Genomic DNA, 16667 nt, shown 5'->3' on the forward strand with positions numbered 1-16667 from the left:
GAACCATGGCTCAGCTCGTCGAACTCGGTGGGCGCACGTTCGCCGCGCAACTCAGCGGCGAACCGCGGTCGACCCCCGGCGGTCTCGTCCTGCCGCCGGGCCGGGTCGCGATCCTGCACAACCTGGGTGACGCGTCGTTCTACCGGCACGGGCAGAACTCGTGGAGCCCGTGCGGATGGCGACGGCTGAGTGAGCCTCCGTTGCGCATCCCCAACCCGACCCGGATGGTGACCGCCGACGACCCCGAGTTCGACGACGCCCACCGGCACCACTCGTCCGCCGTCGCGGCCCTACAGGGCGACCATGGCGGAACCCTCCTGCTCGGCGCGCTGGGCCTCGACACACCGAGGCTCACCGCCGACCGGGACACGCTCACCGGCTGGTACAAGGCCGCGGGCGCCGACTGGTTCCTCGCCTACGGCGACGAGCGGGAGGTCTTCGCGGCCTACACCGACGAGTTGGCGCGGCGTTCCGCCCCGACCGGGCGCCGCGTCGGCAACGTCTGGTGCAGCTGGTACGCCTACTACGAGACCGTCACCGAGACCCAGCTCGCCAAGGACATCACCGACCTCACCGGGTTGCCGTACGACGTCGTGCAGGTCGACGACGGCTGGGAGGAGCGGGTCGGCGACTGGGAACCGAACGCCAAGTTCCCCAGTGGCATGCGCGCGCTCGCCGGCCGGATCACCGACGCCGGCTTCACCGCCGGCCTGTGGCTGGCACCGTTCATCGCGCTGCCCACGTCACGGGTCGTGGCCGAGCGCCCGGAACTGTTGCTGCGCAAGGACGGCGAGCCGGTCGTCGCCGGCTACAACTGGGGCGGCCCGTACTTCGCGCTCGACCTCACCCGCGACGACGCCCGCGACCACGTGAGGGAGCTCATCGACAAGGTGGTGCACGAGTGGGGCTTCACCTACCTGAAGCTCGACTTCATCAACGCCGCCGCGAAGAACGGCGAACAGCCGTACCGCGACGGCCTCCGGCTCATCCGCGACACGGCGGGCGACGACGTGTACCTGCTCGGCTCCGGCGCCATCCTGCTGCCGTCCCTCGGCCTGCTCGACGGCATGCGCAGCGGCCCCGACGTCGCGCCGATGTGGGACAACTACGCCACCGACGACCCGTCCGACGCCACCGCCCGCAACGCCGTCGTCAACAGCGTCCACCGGCTGTGGCAGTCGCCGTTGGTGCAGGTCGATCCCGACGTCATCTATTTCCGCAGCAGGCTCAACCTGTTGACCGCCCAGCAGCTGGGCTGGCTCCGCGACCTCGCCGACGTGTGCGGCTTCCGCGCGATCTCCGACCCGCCCGCGTGGCTGACCCCGGCCGAGCTGGAGGACCTGCGCGCCTACCTCGACGCGTCCCCGACGATCCACCGCGTCGACCGCTACCGTTTCACCATCGACGGCCGCGAGGTCGACTTCGGCCCGGCGGTCGCGGGCGACACGGGCAGCCAGCTGTACCCGATCTCATGATTCGAGAAGACCCTTGAGCGCGACCAGATCCGCCTGCACCGCCGTGGTGTCGCGTTCGAACTCCTCGTCGCTCATGCCGGGCTGGCGCCGGACGCTGAACACGATCTCGCAGCCGGTGCGGTCCGGTATCACGCGCATCGGGTTGTGGAACGTCTCGCCCGACTCCACCGTGACGTCGTGGTCGATGACGCCGAACTCGTTCGGTGGCGCGACCACGATCACGATCCGGCCCATCGGGGACTCGGCGACCCACTGCCCGTCGACGTGTTCGATGGCGGTGCACAGGCCGGGCGCCCAGGTCGGCAGGTTCGCCGGGTTCGAGGCGTAGTCGTAGACCTCCCGCGCGGGCCGGTCGATGTGCGCGCTGAGGTGTCGCGAGTCGTCCATGCCGGGAACGTTAGCGGCGGGGCGCCGGCGCGGTCTTGAACGGATCGGTCACGTCGGCGCGGACCCCCACATCACTAGAGTGACGGGGTGCGAAGCGTGATCGTTCTCAACGGCGGGTCGAGTTCCGGCAAGTCGGGCCTCGCCCGGTGCCTCCAGGCGGTGCTGCCCGACCCGTGGCTCGCGATCGGCGTCGACACGCTGATCCAGGTGATGCCGGCGACGAAGAGCGGAATCGACATCGGTGCCGACGGCACGGTGAACGTCGGGCCGTCGTTCGCGCGTCTGGAACTGGCGTGGATGGCGGGCGTGGGCGCGATGGCGCGGGCCGGTGCGCGCGTCATCGTCGACGATGTCTTTCTCAGCGGCGCGGCCTCGCGGCGACGCTGGGAGCCCGCACTCGACGGCCTCGACGTCCTCTGGGTGGGTGTCCGGTGCGCGGCCGAGGCCGCCGAGGCCCGCGAGATCGCCCGCGGCGACCGGGTGATCGGGATGGCGCGGGCCCAGGCGGAGACGGTCCACGAGGGCATGACCTACGACGTGGAGGTCGACACCACCCATGCGGAACTCCTGGCGTGCGCCCGGATCATCGCCCGGGTGCTATGAACCGGGCCGCTCCGCCGCTCCCCGCCCACCCCGGGGCAGCGGGTCGCGCGGCTCGCGGACGCCGGCCCCGCCCGCACCGTCTCCGTCGTCTCCGTCGTCGGGAATGACGCGGCTGACGTTGTCATGCTCGGGCCACGGGTGGTCCCGGATCTCGTTGGGGTGGAGGTAGCGGAGTTCGCGATCGACCCGGCTCATCGGACCTCCCACAGGTAGATGGCCTCGGCGTCGGTCACGGCTGAACCATACCGGGGCCGGCCGTGGCGCCCCGGAGGACGGAAGCCAGGAGTCCTTCCACGTAGGGCGGCGCGATCTCCTCGCCGGTGATGAGGGCCCGGTAGTAGAGGGGGCCGACCAGGTGGTCGGCCAGGGCGTCGAGGTCGGTGGACGCGGGCAGGTGGCCGCGGATCACGGCGCGCTGCAGCGGGAGCCGGTCGCGGGCGCGTTGGGCGGACAGGTACTCGGTGCGTAGCCGGGTCGCCAGTCGCGGGTCGTGCAGGCTCTCGGCGGTCAGCGCGCGGTAGACGGCTCCGGCGTCGGAGTTGGTCAGGAAGCGGGCGAGGTTCGACAGGTGCACGTGTAGGTCGGTGACGAGGTCGCCGGTGTCGGGCGGGACGAGTTCCTCGGCGGCGTCGGTGAGGAACGCGTCGAGCAGGAGGTCGGTCTTCGAGGGCCACCAGCGGTAGATGGTCTGCTTGGCGACGCCGGCCCGCTGCGCGATCGCCTCGACGGTCAGCCGGGCGAAGCCGTGCTCGACGAGCAGGTCGTCGGCCGCTTCGAGGACGGCGAGGCGGGCCTGTTCGCTGCGTCCGTGCCGGTTGCCGTGGTGCATGACGTTCCCATCCCTTGAATAGACGCAACGTTGAGGCTAGCCTAGCCGACGTGACGACTCTCCGCACCTCACCGCTCCACGACGTTCTCGACCGGCTGCACGCCGCCGCCGAGAAGGACGACGACCTCGACATCGCGCCGCTGCCGACCGATGCCACCGCGGCGGAACGCGCCGACGCGCTGGCCCGGGTCTACATGCCGGTCTCGGGCGCGGGCGGCGCGCTGCTCTACTCGCTGGTCCGGGCGGCACGGCCGCAGACCGTCGTCGAGTTCGGCACCTCGTACGGCATCTCGACGCTCTACCTCGCCGCGGCCGTGCGCGACAACGGCACGGGCCGCGTCGTGACGACCGAACTGAGCGCGACCAAGGTGGCGGCGGCCCGGCGGAACCTCGCCGACGCCGGCGTGGCCGACGTGGTCGAGGTGCTGCCCGGCGACGCGCTGGAAACGCTCGCGACGGTCCCGGGTCCGGTCGGGCTGGTCCTGCTCGACGGGTGGAAGGACCTCTACCTGCCGGTGCTGCACCTGCTCGAGCCGCGGCTCACCCCGGGCGCGTTGGTGATCGCGGACGACACGTCGTTCGCGAGCGTGAAGCCCTACCTCGATCACGTCCGCGACCCGGCGAACGGCTACGTCACCACCGACTTCCCGGTCGAGGACGGCATGGAGGTCAGCTGCCGCTCCTGACTAGAGTCGCGTCGTGACCGATGCCGGAGCCGACATCGACGAACGCGTGGCGGACGCGTGGGCACGGGTCGAGGCCGCCCTGGGCCGCGTCCTCCCGGACTCGCTACGGCAGCTCAACGCTCCGGCCGCGGTTGAGGAAATCGACGCGGTCGAGGCAGTTCTGGCGATGCCGCTGCCGCGGGATCTCCGCGCCAGTCTCCGCATCCACAACGGAACGAAGTGGATCTTCAGTGCGGACGGACAGCGTCGACCGAGCCCGGTACCGCTGAACCAGCTCTACGACACCGACGGCATCGTCGAGGCGACGCGGATGTGGCGCGACAACTACCATCCGGAGCCCCACTGGGACGATCCGAGGGTCTGGGCCTATCTGGTCGACGGCGGGAACCACCTCTTTCTGACCGGGTCGGTGCGGCCGATCGTCGGTTCGCCGGGCGCGGTGATCGTGGGCGACATGAACGGCGACGTGACGTGGTTTCTCGACGGTGACCCGGCACCGGGCGGAACGCCCGGACAGGTGGTCCGGGTCGATGTCGAATGCGCCACGTGGGACGTGCTGGCCCCGTCGTGGACGGAGCTTCTCGTCCGCTACGCGGAGGACCTGGAACTGTTCGCGGCCGATCCGCACAGCTCGACGCTGACGATCGACGACCTCGGACCGGCGTGCGAGTGGGGCGGCAGCACGCCGTCGGACCCTCCGGCGGTGCGTCCGGCCTGGCTGCTGAACGTCGACGCCCGCGATCCGTACTAGCGCTTTCAGTGCGAGGGAGGCACCGGGCGGGGCGGAACATCAGTCCGGGAGGTCGATCGGATACTCGGCCGTCCAGGTCAGATGGACCGTTCCGTCCGGCGTCGCGCGGTAGTGCAGCCAGACGTGATGCGGGATCAGAATCCCGGTCCGGCGGCGGGCGACGGCCCAGACGTCGTCGGCGTGATCCTTGTTGGCGCGGTACTCGTCGGCCGTGCGGTTGTCGGGCCGCAGGTGGTAGCCCCGCCCGGCCAGGTGCGCCCGCACCCGGGCGTCGGCCCGGTCACCGGTCACCGTGGCGGTGCGGAAGCAGCTGCCCTCCACGCAGCCGTAGTCCTCGCTGACGATGAGGCCGGCCGGCATCGGGAACACTCCCTCGTCATCGGGCGGCTTGTCGAAATCCGTGAGCCACCAGCCGGGACAGGTGAGGCACAACCAGCCCGGCGACAGCCCGGCCAGGACCATCGCGGTGATCCGGACCCAGGCGCGGTGCGCCCGGGTCCCGGACCGGGACTCGACCCACGACCCGAGGAAACAGACCCCGGCGCTGACCCACGGATACCAGGTCAGCATGTCGCCACGCGAGGGTACGAGCCAACGCCCGGTCCAGCCGAGCGCATCCGGGACGACCATCCAGGCCATGAACGCGGTCAGGACCCCGCCGAAGAACAGACCCCAGCCGGGCCCACGGGCTACCGCGCAGTACCACACGACGACCGGCACCACGGCGATCAGCCCGACCACGTCGGTCCCGCGGTCCCACGGCACCGTCACCAGCAGCAGGGCGAACGCGACGCCGGTCACCCGCCATCCATACACGTGCATGCGGACGATGTGACCGCACCGGAAACGTCCAGTGGTGCACTTTTCGTGAAGATGTCGTGTTCGTGTGCGAGCCCGGTCCGGGTTAGCCTTGCAGTATATGGCTACCTATCGCAGCGCCTCAGTGCTTCTCTCCTCGGACGGCACCAGGACACCCGGCACCGCCGCGCTCTTCGCCGAGCCCGCCCGCAAGGGTGGGACCGCACCGTGGGCAGGCGACTTCCGACCCGCCAACAGCGCGGGCAACGGCCCCAAGAACGCGGTCGGGAAGACCTTCACGTTGGAGATGCCCGACGGCAGCACCGGCAAGGTCGTGGTCCAGGGTCTCAAGAGCGGCAAGGGAGGCGTCGTGCTGGCGTTGATGGGCGAGGGCGCACCCCCCTTCTGATGGCTCTACCGGGGAATGTCGGCCCGGTCCGACCGGCGGGCCGCGGCCGGTGCGCGGATGGCGCAGCCCACGCTGAACCGCACCGCGGCGGGATCCGAGGAACAGCCATCCGACGTACCGGCCGTCGGCGATGCGTCTCTCGGCGCGGGTCGCCGCTACCCATGAAAGCCGGTGAAGACCGCAGACGCTGCCAACGACGTCGACCAGTTCGGTGGAGGAACAGCCATGAGCCGACCTTCAAGCAGAGGGCTCGTGAACTTGGCATCCGGATTTGCTTGATGAGCGCGCAACTGGTCATCGTGCCCTAAGTGCGATCGGCGCACCCCGGCCTACTCGCGATTTAGCGGATGATACTTGTGTGCCATACCTCGGCGGCAGAATGCGACGGATCCAATTGACGGATTGCTGAAAGAATTGCCAGCCTTTCCTTTGACGTCTCCAGTCTGGACGAATGCAATCTGAATCGATCATCGTCGCTTGCGCCTAACGGGCGATGCTCGTCGCATGCTTTCCTGAAAGCCTGCTCGGCTTGAGAGCTTCGCTCGCCGTTGTGTCCGAGGTCTTGCTCCAACCTGCGCATACGGGGATCCAGGTGCTTTCGCTCCCATGGTGGGATTTCATCGTCATTCATCGACTAACCGGGCGTACGGCAAATTGATTAGGAGTTCGGTGCCGAAACGTGGTTTCCAGGTCCAGCAGGACGCGCGCTCATCAGCCGTTGGGTGAGCGCGATGACTGACGCTCTTGACTCCGATCCTGCGGCAGGTCCGGAGCACACCGAGCGACTCTGGCTGTGCGTGCTCAGTCGTTCTCACTGCTTCACCATGCGCCATACCGATAGGCGCTCGGCGGTAGGCCGCCAGGTCTGAGGATCACGATCTGGAAGGCGCGGGCGTCCGTAGGCCGTCGTTCGCTGTGATGGCCCTGCCGGCCCGCCGGCCGGGACGCGTCAGCGTAGTTCGTCGGCGAGGGCGGCAAGCCAGCGGGTGCCCGGGTGGTCGTCGCCGAGGGTGCGGCGGTAGCGCTCCAACGTGTCGGTGACGAGTGGCCGCGCGGTTGCGTGGGCGCCGAGCGCCCGCAGGTCGGCGGCGAGGTTGCCGGCCGCCCGCAGGGTCGCCGGGTGGTCGTCGCCGAGGACTCGGCGGTAGCGGGCCAGCGTGTCCTCGTTGAGGCGCCGGGCGGCCGCGTGGTCGCCGAGTTCGCGCAGGTCCGCGGCCAGGTTGCCGGCCGAGCGCAGGGTGTCCGGATGGTCGTCGCCGAGCACGCGCCGCCGCCGTTCGAAGGTGTCGGCGTCGAGCCCGCGGCCCGCGGCGGCGTCACCGAGTGCGCGCAGGTCGGCGGCGAGGTTCGCGGCGGCCCGCATGGTGTCCGGGTGGTCGTCGCCGAGGACTCGGCGGTAGCGGGCGAAGGTGTCCTCGTTGAGGCTCCGCGCCTCGTCGACCCGACCCAGCCGACGCAGGTCGGCCGCGAGGTTTCCGGCGGACCGCATGGTGTCCGGGTGGTCGTTGCCGAGCACGCGCCGGTACCGCGTGAGCGCGTCCTCGGTCAGCGCACGGGCCTGTTCGGAATGGCCGAGGTAGCGGTGGGCCACCGCGAGCGTCGTGGCCGCGGCGAGGACGCGCGCGTCGTCGGGTCCGTCTACCGTGCGGCGGTGCCGGTGCCACTGGGTCGCCAGGTCCAGCACCGTCCGGTACTCCCCGCGGGCGTTGAGGTATGCGAGTGCGTGGCGCAGTGTCTCGAACAGCGTGTCGGAGCGCATCGGGTCGAGGGCGAGGACGTGCGGCAGCAGTTGCGCCCAGTCGGCCCACCGGCCCGGGTCGGCGCCCTCGTCGGTCGGTGCGGCGGCGGCGACCAGCCGGCGCGCCTGTTCCCGCGTACGACCCGCGTCGGCGCCGGCCGCGTCCCGCACAACCGCCTGGATCAGTCGGTGCACCTGCACCGTGTCGGTGTCACTGCGGGCGAGGCCCATCCCGGTGAGGCGGCCGAGCGTACGCCGTAACGCCAGGCGCGCCCCGGCGGCGCTGGCGAGGGGCTCGTCGAGCGTCCCCGGCGGTGCGCCGGCGAACCAGGCGATCGGGACCGGTTCGGCGGCCAGCATCGCGCATACGTGGAGCAGTCGCACCGCGGCGGTGTCCACATCGGACAGTCGCCGGACGGAGGTGGTGACCACCGCGCCGAGCGGCATCGGGTACCCGGGCGCGGGCGCGTCCGACAGCAGCCGACCGGCGTGCCCGGCCAGCTCGTCAAGGTACTCGTCGACCGACATGCCGGTCTCGCCCAGCAGACCGGCCGCCTGGGCGAGAGCCAACGGCAGGTCGCCGAGCGCGGCGGCGAGCCGGTCGGCGTCGCACGGGTCCACGACCGGTAGGTGCGTACACAGCAGCGCCACCGACTCCGCCCGGTCGAACACGTCGACGCCGACGGGGACGGCGACTCCGCCGGTCTTCCCGCTGCGGGAGGTGACCACGACATGGCCGGTACCCGAGGGCAGCCACGCGATGACGTCCTCGATGATCGGGACGTTGTCGAAGATCAGTAACCAACCGCCGGAGGCCGACAGGCGGCGGACGGTCTCCCGCGCGGCGGCCGCGGTGACTGTGCCGTCGCGCACCCAGCCGGCGGCGGTGCCGAGCTCGGCCAGCTGTTCGCCGATCAGCTCACCGACCTCGGCGTCGATCCACCAGACCAGGTCGTACGCCCCGGCGAAGAGGTGGGCGTACTCCACGGCCAGTTGGCTCTTGCCCACGCCGCCCATCCCGTGGACGGCCTGGACGAGTGCCCGGTCGCCGGCGCAGAGCCGTTCGCGAACCGCCGCGAGCAGCGTCTCCCGGCCGGTGAAGGCAGGGTTGCGGTGCGGCACCTTCCAGAGCGACGGGCGGGAGCCCGGGACGCGTGGCTTCGGTACATGCGAGCTGGCCGCCGGCTCGCCACCGGCCGCCGCGCGTGCGTCGGCCTGCCCGCCACCGGCCGGGAACGGGGGCGCGGCCGTCGGTCGCCGGCCGGCGCCCCGGGCCGCCGTCAGCAGCACGTCACGGGCGTCATCCTCGCTCCGGCCATACAGGTCGTGCCAGATCAGCGGGGCCAGCAGGGACGGCGGGTCGACCGGCCCGATCCGCAGTGGAATCAGTCGACGCCGGTCGCCGGGCCTTTGCGCCATCACCGCCGACCATTCGTCGAGCGTGTGCCTGCCGGGCCCGAAATAGTCGGGCGAGAACAGTGCGATCATCGCACCGGCATTGGCGACGGCGTCACTCATCCGCCGGGGCGCGTTGTCGCCGGCATTCCAGTCCCACACGTCGAGTTCGACGGTGAATCCGGCCGCTTCGAGATGCCAGCCGACCCATTCCGCCCACGTACGGTCGGCGCCCGCGTAACTGATGAAGAAATCCACCCGGGCCATGCCTCCAGCTTCCCGAACAGTCACCTCACCGGCCCGACAGAACGTTTCCTCTCGGTTGGGCGTGAACGGCGAGATCGGCCGACAATCGTCGGACGATGCGCTCGGCTGATCGGCCGTCCCCGAACGGACCATCGGTGGCGATGTCGGCCCGGCGTGGCGGCGGGTGGCCGATCTCGCGGCGCGCGCGGTCGACCACGTCGGGCGGGTGGAGACCGATCACCTCGGCGGTGCCAGCGTCGACCGCCTCCGGCCGGTCGGTGCGCTCGCGCAGGACCAGCATCCGCTTGCCGAGGGCCGTCGCCTCGTCCTGCACGCCGCCGGAGTCGGTGAGGACCAGGTCGGCCTCGGCCAGGGTACGCACGAAGTCGAGGTAGTCGAGCGGCTCGACGAACCGCGCGGGGCCGGCCGCGTTGGCCGCCGCCGCCAGCAGGTCGCGCCGGACGGCCGGGTTGCGGTGAAGCAGGATCACCACGTCGGTGCCGGGGCCGGCGAGTGCGGTCAGCGCCTGGGTCACCCGCTCGATCCGGCCGTCCTGCGACTCCCGCCGGTGCAGCGTCACCAGCACATTGCGCAGACTGCCCGGAGTGAATGCGGACCGGCCGAGGCCGCCCGCCATCGCCCAGCGGAGGCTGTCGACGGCCGTACTGCCGGTCACCTCGATGTCGACCGGGTCGACGCCCTCGGCCAGCAGGTTGCGTGCCGCGGCGTCGGTCGACGGAAAGTGCCAGCGGGTCAGCCGGGCGATGGCCGTACGGTGGAACTCTTCCGGAAACGGCGTGACCGGCGTTCCGGAGCGGATGCCGGCCTCGATGTGTGCCACCGGGATCCGTTCGTAGAACCCGGCGACGGCGCCGGCGAACGCCGTCGCCGTGTCGCCGTGGACCAGCAGGACGTCGGGCCGCTGGGTGGCGAAGAGATTGCCCAGCCGCTGCACCATCCGGCTGGTCAGGTCGCACAGCGACTGGTCGGCGACCATTGCCGCGAGTTGGTGCTGGCAGCGTAGCTGCAATGTGTCGAGCAGGGTGTCGAGCAATTCACGGTGCTGACCGGTGGAAATGACCACCGGATCGAGTGCGGGACTTCTGCGCATGGCACGCACCAGCGGTGCGAGTTTGATGGCTTCCGGCCGGGTGCCGAAAACGACGTGGACCGTGAACGGTGTCATGGAACTCCTGCCGTGCGGGCGTCGTCACGACAAGGTACCGGAAGCCGGAAAGCGTCATTCGCGTGGCGGTGCAGCTTCACCGGTGTGGGCGAACGTCTCGAACCCGAGGCCGACTTGTATTCGGGCGCGGCTCCGGGGCGGGTAGCGTCCGCGGGGTGGAAGCTTTCTCCCGCGACGGTATGCGGTTCGAGGTGGTGGACGAGGGGCCGCCGGACGCGGAGACGATCGTGCTGTTGCACGGGTTTCCGCAGAGTGCGCGATCGTGGGTCGACGTTTCCCGGCCACTGCTCGCGGCCGGTTACCGGGTCATCGCACCGGACCAGCGTGGTTACACCCCGGGGGCGCGGCCTCGGCCGCGGCGGGCCTACCGGCTCGAGGAACTCGTGGCTGACGTCGTGGCGCTTGTCGATGCCGCGGGTGTCGACCGGGTTCATCTGGTGGGTCACGACTGGGGTGGTGGGGTTGCGTGGATGGTCGCGGCCACGAGACCGGATCGCCTTCATACTCTGACCGTGGTTTCCGCGCCGCATCCGCGTGCGTTGGTGAAGGCCATGCTGACCGGTCGGCAGCTCCTGCAGGCCTGGCATGTCGGGTTCTTCCAGTTGCCGTGGCTTCCCGAGGCTGCCATCCGGGCGCGGGGTGGCCGGTTCGCGGTGGCGTTGCTCAAGCGGTCGGGCCTCGGTGATGACCTGGCGAGGGCGTACGTCGACCGGCTCATCGACGACCCGGGTGGCCTTGCCGGCGCGTTGCGCTGGTACCGCGCCATGCCTCTCGACGTCTCGATCGGACGCCGGACCGGTGCGGTCACCGTCCCGACGACGTATGTCTGGAGCACCGGCGACGTCGCCCTCGGTCGGCGTGCCGCGGAGCTGACCGGCCGGTGGGTAACGGGCCCGTTCGAATTCACGGTGCTCGACGGCGTTTCGCACTGGGTCCCCGAACAGGTGCCGGACGAACTGGCCGGGTACATCCTGAATCGGATCAGGAGCGTGTGAGGTCTGCAGTCGCGAAATGGGCTGCCGTCGCCGGCCCGGTCCGGCATCCTGCGGGGCGGGAGGTACGGGCCGGCGATGGCGACGGAGTTCAGACTGCTCGGCGAGGTACAGGTGCACGTCGACGGGCAACCGGTCGACCTGGGCCACGCGCGGCAACGGTTTCTGCTGGTGGCGTTGCTGGTGGACGCGAACCGGCCGGTCCCGGTCGACCGGTTGCTGGACCGGGTGTGGGGGAGTGGCCAACCGCGGCACGCGCGCAACGCGGTCTCCGGGTACGTCTCCCGGCTGCGTCGGATTCTCGACGGTGTGGCCACCATCACCCGTCGCCCCGACGGTTACCTGCTGGCCGTAGACCCGGACACCGTGGACATGTTCGTGTTCCGGCGGCTGGTCGGGCGGTCGGCCCGTCCCGAGTCGCTGGAGCGGGAGCGGGAGCTGGAGCGGGCGCTGGCGCTGTGGCGCGGCGAGCCGTTCGGCACGCTGGACGCGCCGTGGCTGACCGGCATCCGGGCCGCTCTCGCCGCCGAGCGGCTGACGGCCGAACTGGACCTCGTCGACGCGGCGCTGGCCGCCGGCCGGCACGCCGACCTGCTGGGCGAACTGGCCACGCGGGCCGCCGCGCACCCGTTCGACGAGCGGATCGCCGGGCAGCTGATGACGGCGTTGTACCGGTGCGGACGCCGGGCCGACGCGCTCCGGCACTACCAGGAGGTGCGCGACCGGCTGGTCGACGAGCTGGGCATGGACCCGACGGCGGAGCTGGGCCGGCTGCACCAACGGATCCTGGCCAGCGATCCGGCGCTCAGCCCGGAACGGCCGGCGGCGGCGCCGGGTGACGGGGCAGCCGATGGGACCGCCGGCAGGCCGGTGCCACGACAGCTGCCGGCGCCGCCGGCCGTGTTCACCGGTCGCGAGGCCGCGCTGTCGCGACTCGACGGGCTGACGAGCGGCGCCGCGGTCGTGTCCGGCTGTGCCGGGGTCGGCAAGAGTGCCCTCGCCGTGTACTGGGCGCACCGCGTCGCCGCCCGGTTTCCGGACGGCCAGCTGTACGTCAACCTGCGCGGCTTCGACCCGGACGGCGCCGTGGCCGCCCCGGCGGAAGTGGTGCGCGGCTTCCTCGACGCGCTCGGCGTGTCCGCGCGCCGCCTGCCGATCGACCTGGCCGCGCAGACCGCGCTCTTCCGCAGCCTGCTCGCCGGCCGGCGCGTGCTGGTCGTCCTCGACAACGCCCGCGACGCCGCGCAGGTCCGTCCGCTGCTGCCCGGGTCGCCCGGCTGTCTCACGGTGGTGACCAGCCGCAACCAGCTCGGCGGGCTGGTCGTCGTCGACCACGCGGAGCCGGTGCCGCTGGACCTGTTCACCGACGCGGAGGCGCGGGCGTTCCTGACCCGGCGCCTGGGCGCGGGCCGGATCGCGGGCGAGCCGACCGCCGTCGCCGAGATCGTGCGCCGGTGCGGCCGGCTGCCGTTGGCACTGGCCGTGGTGGCGGCGCGGGCCGCGGCGCATCCCGGCTTCCGCCTGGCCGACGTGGCCGCCGAACTGGGCGGCGGCCTGGATTCCTTCGACGGCGGCGACCCGCACGCCGACGTCCGGGCGGTGTTCTCCTGGTCGTACCGCGCTCTCAGCCCGGCAGGGGCGCGGCTGTTCCGGCTGCTCGGGCTGCACCCCGGCCCGGCGTTCGACACCGACGCCGCGGCCAGCGTCGCCGGGATGCCGGCACCGGCGGTCCGGCGGTCGCTGACCGAACTGACCCGGGCGCACCTGCTCACCGAGCGCGCGTCCGGCCGCTACGTCATGCACGACCTGCTGCACGCATACGCCGCGGAGCAGGTGGAGGGGGCAGAGAAGGCGGCCGCCGCGGTCCGGATCCTCGACCATTACCTGCACACCGCCTACGCCGCCGACCGGATGCTCTACCCGTACCGCGACCCGGTGGTGCTGAGCGAGCCGGCGGCCGGTGTCGCGGTCGGCGCGTTGGGCGACCGCGCCGCGGCGATGACGTGGCTGCGCACCGCGCACGGAACCCTCGTCGGCGCGGTCGAGTGGGCCGCCCGCACCGGGCACGACCGGCACTGCTGGGAACTGGCCTGGAGCCTGACGAGCTACTTCAACCTCAGCGGCGGCTGGACCGATCAGGTCGCCGTGCAACGCACCGCGCTGTCCGCGGCCACCCGCCTCGGCGACGACACCGCGCTGGCCCACGTGCACCGCAACCTCGGCCGGGCACACACCCAACTCGGCCGGCTCGACGAGGCCCGGACCCACCTCGACCAGGCGCTGAGCCTGTTCCGCGCCGTCGGTGACCGCGCCAACGAGGCGCAGACCCAGGTGAACGTCGCCCGGGTACTGGAGCGGCAGGGCCGCGACGTCGAGGCGTTGCACTGTGACCAGCGCTCGCTGGACCTGTACCGGGCGGCCGGCCACCTCACCGGCCAGGCGCGGGCGCTGAACAACGTCGCCTGGATGCTGACCCGGCTCGGCGACGTCGACCTGGCCCGCACCCTGTGCCGGGAGGCGTTGCGGATCAACGAGGACATCGGCAACCGGCACGGCGCCGCCACCAACTGGCAGAGCATCGGGCACCTCGAACTGGCCGCCGGCGCGTACCGGACGGCGGTCGACGGGTGCCGGCGCGCGCTGGACCTGTTCGCCGAGATCGACGACCTCGCCGGGACGGCCGACACGCTGGTCTGTCTCGGCGAGGCGTACCACGCCGACGGGGACCCCGCCGCCGCCGACGACACCTGGCGGCGGGCGTTGACCCTCCTCGACGAGATGGGCCACCCGGAGGCCGACCGGGTCCGGGGATACCTCCGGCCGGCACCCGCAGCGGGTGCCGGCCGGCCGGCGTGAACCGGAGTGGATCAGAACGCGCAGATCGCCTGGGCCACGATGAAGTCCCAGTCCTGGCTGACCGGGCTGCTCTCCACCGCGAACGCCTGCACCTCGGCCAGGCCGTTGTACGGGTACAGCACCTGGAGCGACACACCGGCGACGCTGGTGGTCGCGGCACCCGTGCCGTGCACCCGCTTGCCCGCCGGGCACCGCGCGAGCGCGCTCTTCTCCGCCTCGGAGTTCCGCGCGGTCGACTCGGTCGTGACGATCTCGTAGCCCGACGGCGCGTTCACGCAGATCGCGTACGCGTCGACGGTCCAGTTGTCGGAGTAGCCCTGGACGTCCTCGTGCGCCGCGGCGCGGAAGATGTCACCGCTCCCGGAGGCCCGCATGGTCTGCAGCGAGACGTCGCGGCCCGGGTTCGTGATCCGGGCACCGCCGCCGATCGCCCGCTTGCCGCCGCAGCCGGCGGCGGTGGCCAGCTCGCTCGGCGACGAGGTGACGCCGTTGCTGGTGCCCACCACCGTGTAGCCGGACAGACCCGACGAGCTGGCGCAGATCGCGTACGCCTGCACCCACCAGTCACCGGTCATCGCCGCGGTGGTCTCCGAACCGGTCACCACGTACGAGTCCCGGCCACCGTTCGTGCTGTGCTGCGGACGCAGCTGCACCAGCGTCACCTTCTCGCTGTCGTCGGCGGCGACGGCGAACGCCCACCCGCCGCCGCCGATGACGAACTTGCCCGCCGGACAGAACGCCTCCGACGTGTGCGTCTGCTGCGAGTCGACCGCCGACACCTCCCCGGTCACCTTCTCGATGCCGGTGACCGCCGCGGCCGGACCGGCCGTGGCGAGCTGGAGGCCGACCTGAGCGGCCACCAACGCCGTCGCGGCGCCGGCCAGTGCGAGCCAACGGTTTCTGCGCTTCATTACCTCTGTCCCCTTCGACGTGCCCGGGCCGGGGGCCGGCCCGGGCGGATGTGCCCGGCGGTGGATCCGCCGGGCGGTGTGCGACCACAGTCGCCGGCAGGGCTTCGGCAATGTTTCGGTGACGATGAAACCGCAGGTCAGAGCTCGCGGTAGTAGACGGCGACGGGCAGCTGGACACACCCGAGCCGCTCGTAGAGCGCCCGCGCCGGGGCGTGGAACGGGTCGCCCCCGGTGCCGATCTCGACCACCTCGGCACCGAGCGCGCGCATCCGGGCGAAGGCGTGCTCGCACAGCGTGCGCCCGGCGTCGCGGCGGCGGTGGCCGGCGTCGACGGCGAGGTGGGTGAGGGACGCGTTGCGCCTGGCCGGGTCGACGGTCCACGCCACGTAGCCGACGATCGCGGCACCGATCTCCGCACCGATCTCCGCGACCGCGACGTAGCGGTGCGCGGCCGGGTCGTGGAGTTCGGGGACCTGGGTGCGGTAGTCACCGCGCCAGTCGCCGTGCTGGTTGGCGAAGACGACGTCGCCGACCAGCGGCCGGAAGGAGTTCTCGTAGAAGGGCCCGAACGTCTCGATGGTCAGATCGACGAGACGGGGCAGGTCAGCCGGGACGAAGGAACGGATGAGCATGGAGGTGCGCCTTTCAACGCTGAGGGATCACGACATCGGTGACCGGCTCGGCGCCTGAGGTGGGCGAGCCGGACCTCAGCGGCGGATGCGCGTGGCGCTGAAACACTCCATGGCCCGGATGCTAGCGGTTGGAGCCGGCCGGCCGCCACCGGCCCGGGGACGCCTAGCATGGTCTCGATGACCAATCCCGAAACGCGACCCGGCGATGTCCGAACCGACCGAGTCCGGGTCGAGGACGCCCTGCGGCTGCTCTCCGGCGAGCCGACCGCACTCGCTGTCGCCGTCAAGCGACTCGGCCGTGGCAGCGGTGTCTACGCCTGGTGGGCTGCTCCGTCGGTCCTTCCCGACCTCCCCGGGCCGCCGAACGAGGGTGATCCGTCGCTCCGGCTGCTGTACCTCGGACGGGCGACCAGCCTGCGGGGCCGGATCCTGCGCAACCATCTGAGGCGGTCGGGCAGCTCGACGCTGCGCCGCACGTTGGCCGGGCTTCTGGTGTCCGAGGGCTACCGGACGACGTGGACCGATCGTGTCGTCCTGATCCCCGCCGACGAGGCGCGGCTGACCGCGTGGATGTACGCGAACCTGCGCCTGACCTGGGCGCAGGACGCGGAGCCGGCAACCATCGAGGCCGAACTCGTCCGGCGGCTGCACCCGCCGCTCAACGTGCACGGCGTCGACCCCGAGCACCTCCAGGCGGCCGTGGTCGCCGCCAAGGACTCGTACAACACCAGCAGCCACCCGGAGCAGCCGTAGGGAACCGCGTTACATGCTGG

At 71.6% G+C, this 16667-nt stretch carries 16 protein-coding genes; 8 read left to right on the plus strand and 8 right to left on the minus strand.

What is annotated here, in order from left to right:
• The first annotated feature begins 5 nt into the window (after positions 1-5).
• Positions 6-1475, plus strand: coding sequence for a glycoside hydrolase family 36 protein (locus Vau01_RS50415; RefSeq protein ID WP_204008324.1), 1470 nt, complete (start codon positions 6-8; stop codon positions 1473-1475).
• Here Vau01_RS50415 and Vau01_RS50420 read toward each other — a convergent pair.
• Positions 1470-1862: an SRPBCC family protein gene (locus Vau01_RS50420; protein WP_204008325.1), complete on the minus strand. Its 393-nt coding sequence runs from the start codon at positions 1860-1862 to the stop codon at positions 1470-1472. The two genes, Vau01_RS50415 and Vau01_RS50420, sit on opposite strands and share 6 nt — an antisense overlap.
• Before the next feature lie 87 nt (positions 1863-1949).
• On the opposite strand from Vau01_RS50420, the gene cpt reads away from it, so the two are divergent.
• Positions 1950-2465, plus strand: a complete 516-nt coding sequence (gene cpt / locus Vau01_RS50425; RefSeq protein WP_204008326.1) for a chloramphenicol phosphotransferase CPT — start codon at positions 1950-1952, stop codon at positions 2463-2465.
• Here cpt and Vau01_RS50430 read toward each other — a convergent pair.
• Positions 2460-2660 carry a hypothetical protein gene (locus Vau01_RS50430; protein ID WP_204008327.1) on the minus strand — a complete coding sequence of 67 codons (201 nt, stop codon included), beginning with the start codon at positions 2658-2660 and terminating at the stop codon, positions 2460-2462. The genes cpt and Vau01_RS50430 overlap by 6 nt on opposite strands.
• 34 nt (positions 2661-2694) lie before the next feature.
• Positions 2695-3294 (minus strand): TetR/AcrR family transcriptional regulator, encoded by a 600-nt coding sequence (locus tag Vau01_RS50435; protein WP_204008328.1) that lies wholly within the window; start codon positions 3292-3294, stop codon positions 2695-2697.
• Between the two features lie 50 nt (positions 3295-3344).
• On the opposite strand from Vau01_RS50435, the gene Vau01_RS50440 reads away from it, so the two are divergent.
• Positions 3345-3980: an O-methyltransferase gene (locus Vau01_RS50440; RefSeq protein WP_204008329.1), complete on the plus strand. Its 636-nt coding sequence runs from the start codon at positions 3345-3347 to the stop codon at positions 3978-3980.
• Positions 3981-3993: 13 nt separating this feature from the next.
• On the plus strand, positions 3994-4731 hold the full coding sequence (locus Vau01_RS50445; RefSeq protein WP_204008330.1) for an SMI1/KNR4 family protein: 738 nt from the start codon (positions 3994-3996) through the stop codon (positions 4729-4731).
• Positions 4732-4770: 39 nt separating this feature from the next.
• Here the strand turns inward: Vau01_RS50445 and Vau01_RS50450 are convergent, their stop codons facing one another.
• The gene (locus Vau01_RS50450; RefSeq protein WP_204008332.1) at positions 4771-5553 is read right to left on the minus strand and encodes a hypothetical protein; all 783 of its coding nucleotides are present in this window, start codon (positions 5551-5553) and stop codon (positions 4771-4773) included.
• A 97-nt stretch (positions 5554-5650) separates the two neighbouring features.
• Here Vau01_RS50450 and Vau01_RS50455 point away from each other — a divergent pair, with 97 nt between their 5' ends.
• Positions 5651-5938 carry a hypothetical protein gene (locus Vau01_RS50455; protein WP_239152607.1) on the plus strand — a complete coding sequence of 96 codons (288 nt, stop codon included), beginning with the start codon at positions 5651-5653 and terminating at the stop codon, positions 5936-5938.
• Positions 5939-6887: 949 nt separating this feature from the next.
• Here Vau01_RS50455 and fxsT read toward each other — a convergent pair.
• A complete protein-coding gene (gene fxsT, locus Vau01_RS50460) occupies positions 6888-9338 on the minus strand; it encodes an FxSxx-COOH system tetratricopeptide repeat protein (protein WP_204008334.1) in 2451 nt (816 codons plus the stop codon).
• A gap of 25 nt (positions 9339-9363) precedes the next feature.
• Positions 9364-10503: a non-hydrolyzing UDP-N-acetylglucosamine 2-epimerase gene (gene wecB / locus Vau01_RS50465; RefSeq protein ID WP_204008336.1), complete on the minus strand. Its 1140-nt coding sequence runs from the start codon at positions 10501-10503 to the stop codon at positions 9364-9366.
• Positions 10504-10658: 155 nt separating this feature from the next.
• Between wecB and Vau01_RS50470 the strand changes: the two genes are divergently transcribed.
• Positions 10659-11498, plus strand: coding sequence for an alpha/beta fold hydrolase (locus tag Vau01_RS50470; protein ID WP_204008337.1), 840 nt, complete (start codon positions 10659-10661; stop codon positions 11496-11498).
• A 75-nt stretch (positions 11499-11573) separates the two neighbouring features.
• On the plus strand, positions 11574-14351 hold the full coding sequence (locus Vau01_RS50475) for an AfsR/SARP family transcriptional regulator (RefSeq protein WP_204008339.1): 2778 nt from the start codon (positions 11574-11576) through the stop codon (positions 14349-14351).
• Positions 14352-14362: 11 nt separating this feature from the next.
• On the opposite strand, the gene Vau01_RS50480 is transcribed toward Vau01_RS50475, so the two are convergent.
• Both Vau01_RS50480 and Vau01_RS50485 read right to left on the minus strand, forming a co-directional pair.
• Complete coding sequence (locus Vau01_RS50480; protein ID WP_204008340.1) at positions 14363-15262, minus strand: hypothetical protein; 900 nt, start codon at positions 15260-15262, stop codon at positions 14363-14365.
• A gap of 137 nt (positions 15263-15399) precedes the next feature.
• The gene (locus Vau01_RS50485) at positions 15400-15894 is read right to left on the minus strand and encodes a GNAT family N-acetyltransferase (protein WP_204008341.1); all 495 of its coding nucleotides are present in this window, start codon (positions 15892-15894) and stop codon (positions 15400-15402) included.
• Between the two features lie 177 nt (positions 15895-16071).
• Here Vau01_RS50485 and Vau01_RS50490 point away from each other — a divergent pair, with 177 nt between their 5' ends.
• The gene (locus Vau01_RS50490) at positions 16072-16647 is read left to right on the plus strand and encodes a GIY-YIG nuclease family protein (RefSeq protein WP_239152609.1); all 576 of its coding nucleotides are present in this window, start codon (positions 16072-16074) and stop codon (positions 16645-16647) included.
• Positions 16648-16667: the final 20 nt, after the last annotated feature.

Origin of the sequence: Virgisporangium aurantiacum, assembly GCF_016863635.1 — a bacterium.
Lineage (GTDB): Bacteria > Actinomycetota > Actinomycetes > Mycobacteriales > Micromonosporaceae > Virgisporangium > Virgisporangium aurantiacum.

What these genes read in the sequence shown, in the direction of transcription:
- Vau01_RS50415 (WP_204008324.1), top strand. Translation starts at nt 6, where the DNA reads ATGGCTCAGCTCGTCGAACTCGGTGGGCGCACGTTCGCCGCGCAACTC.
- Vau01_RS50420 (WP_204008325.1), bottom strand. Translation starts at nt 1,862, where the DNA reads ATGGACGACTCGCGACACCTCAGCGCGCACATCGACCGGCCCGCGCGG.
- Vau01_RS50430 (WP_204008327.1), bottom strand. Translation starts at nt 2,660, where the DNA reads ATGAGCCGGGTCGATCGCGAACTCCGCTACCTCCACCCCAACGAGATC.
- Vau01_RS50435 (WP_204008328.1), bottom strand. Translation starts at nt 3,294, where the DNA reads ATGCACCACGGCAACCGGCACGGACGCAGCGAACAGGCCCGCCTCGCC.
- Vau01_RS50450 (WP_204008332.1), bottom strand. Translation starts at nt 5,553, where the DNA reads ATGCACGTGTATGGATGGCGGGTGACCGGCGTCGCGTTCGCCCTGCTG.
- Vau01_RS50455 (WP_239152607.1), top strand. Translation starts at nt 5,651, where the DNA reads ATGGCTACCTATCGCAGCGCCTCAGTGCTTCTCTCCTCGGACGGCACC.
- fxsT (WP_204008334.1), bottom strand. Translation starts at nt 9,338, where the DNA reads ATGGCCCGGGTGGATTTCTTCATCAGTTACGCGGGCGCCGACCGTACG.
- wecB (WP_204008336.1), bottom strand. Translation starts at nt 10,503, where the DNA reads ATGACACCGTTCACGGTCCACGTCGTTTTCGGCACCCGGCCGGAAGCC.
- Vau01_RS50475 (WP_204008339.1), top strand. Translation starts at nt 11,574, where the DNA reads ATGGCGACGGAGTTCAGACTGCTCGGCGAGGTACAGGTGCACGTCGAC.
- Vau01_RS50480 (WP_204008340.1), bottom strand. Translation starts at nt 15,262, where the DNA reads ATGAAGCGCAGAAACCGTTGGCTCGCACTGGCCGGCGCCGCGACGGCG.
- Vau01_RS50485 (WP_204008341.1), bottom strand. Translation starts at nt 15,894, where the DNA reads ATGCTCATCCGTTCCTTCGTCCCGGCTGACCTGCCCCGTCTCGTCGAT.
- Vau01_RS50490 (WP_239152609.1), top strand. Translation starts at nt 16,072, where the DNA reads ATGACCAATCCCGAAACGCGACCCGGCGATGTCCGAACCGACCGAGTC.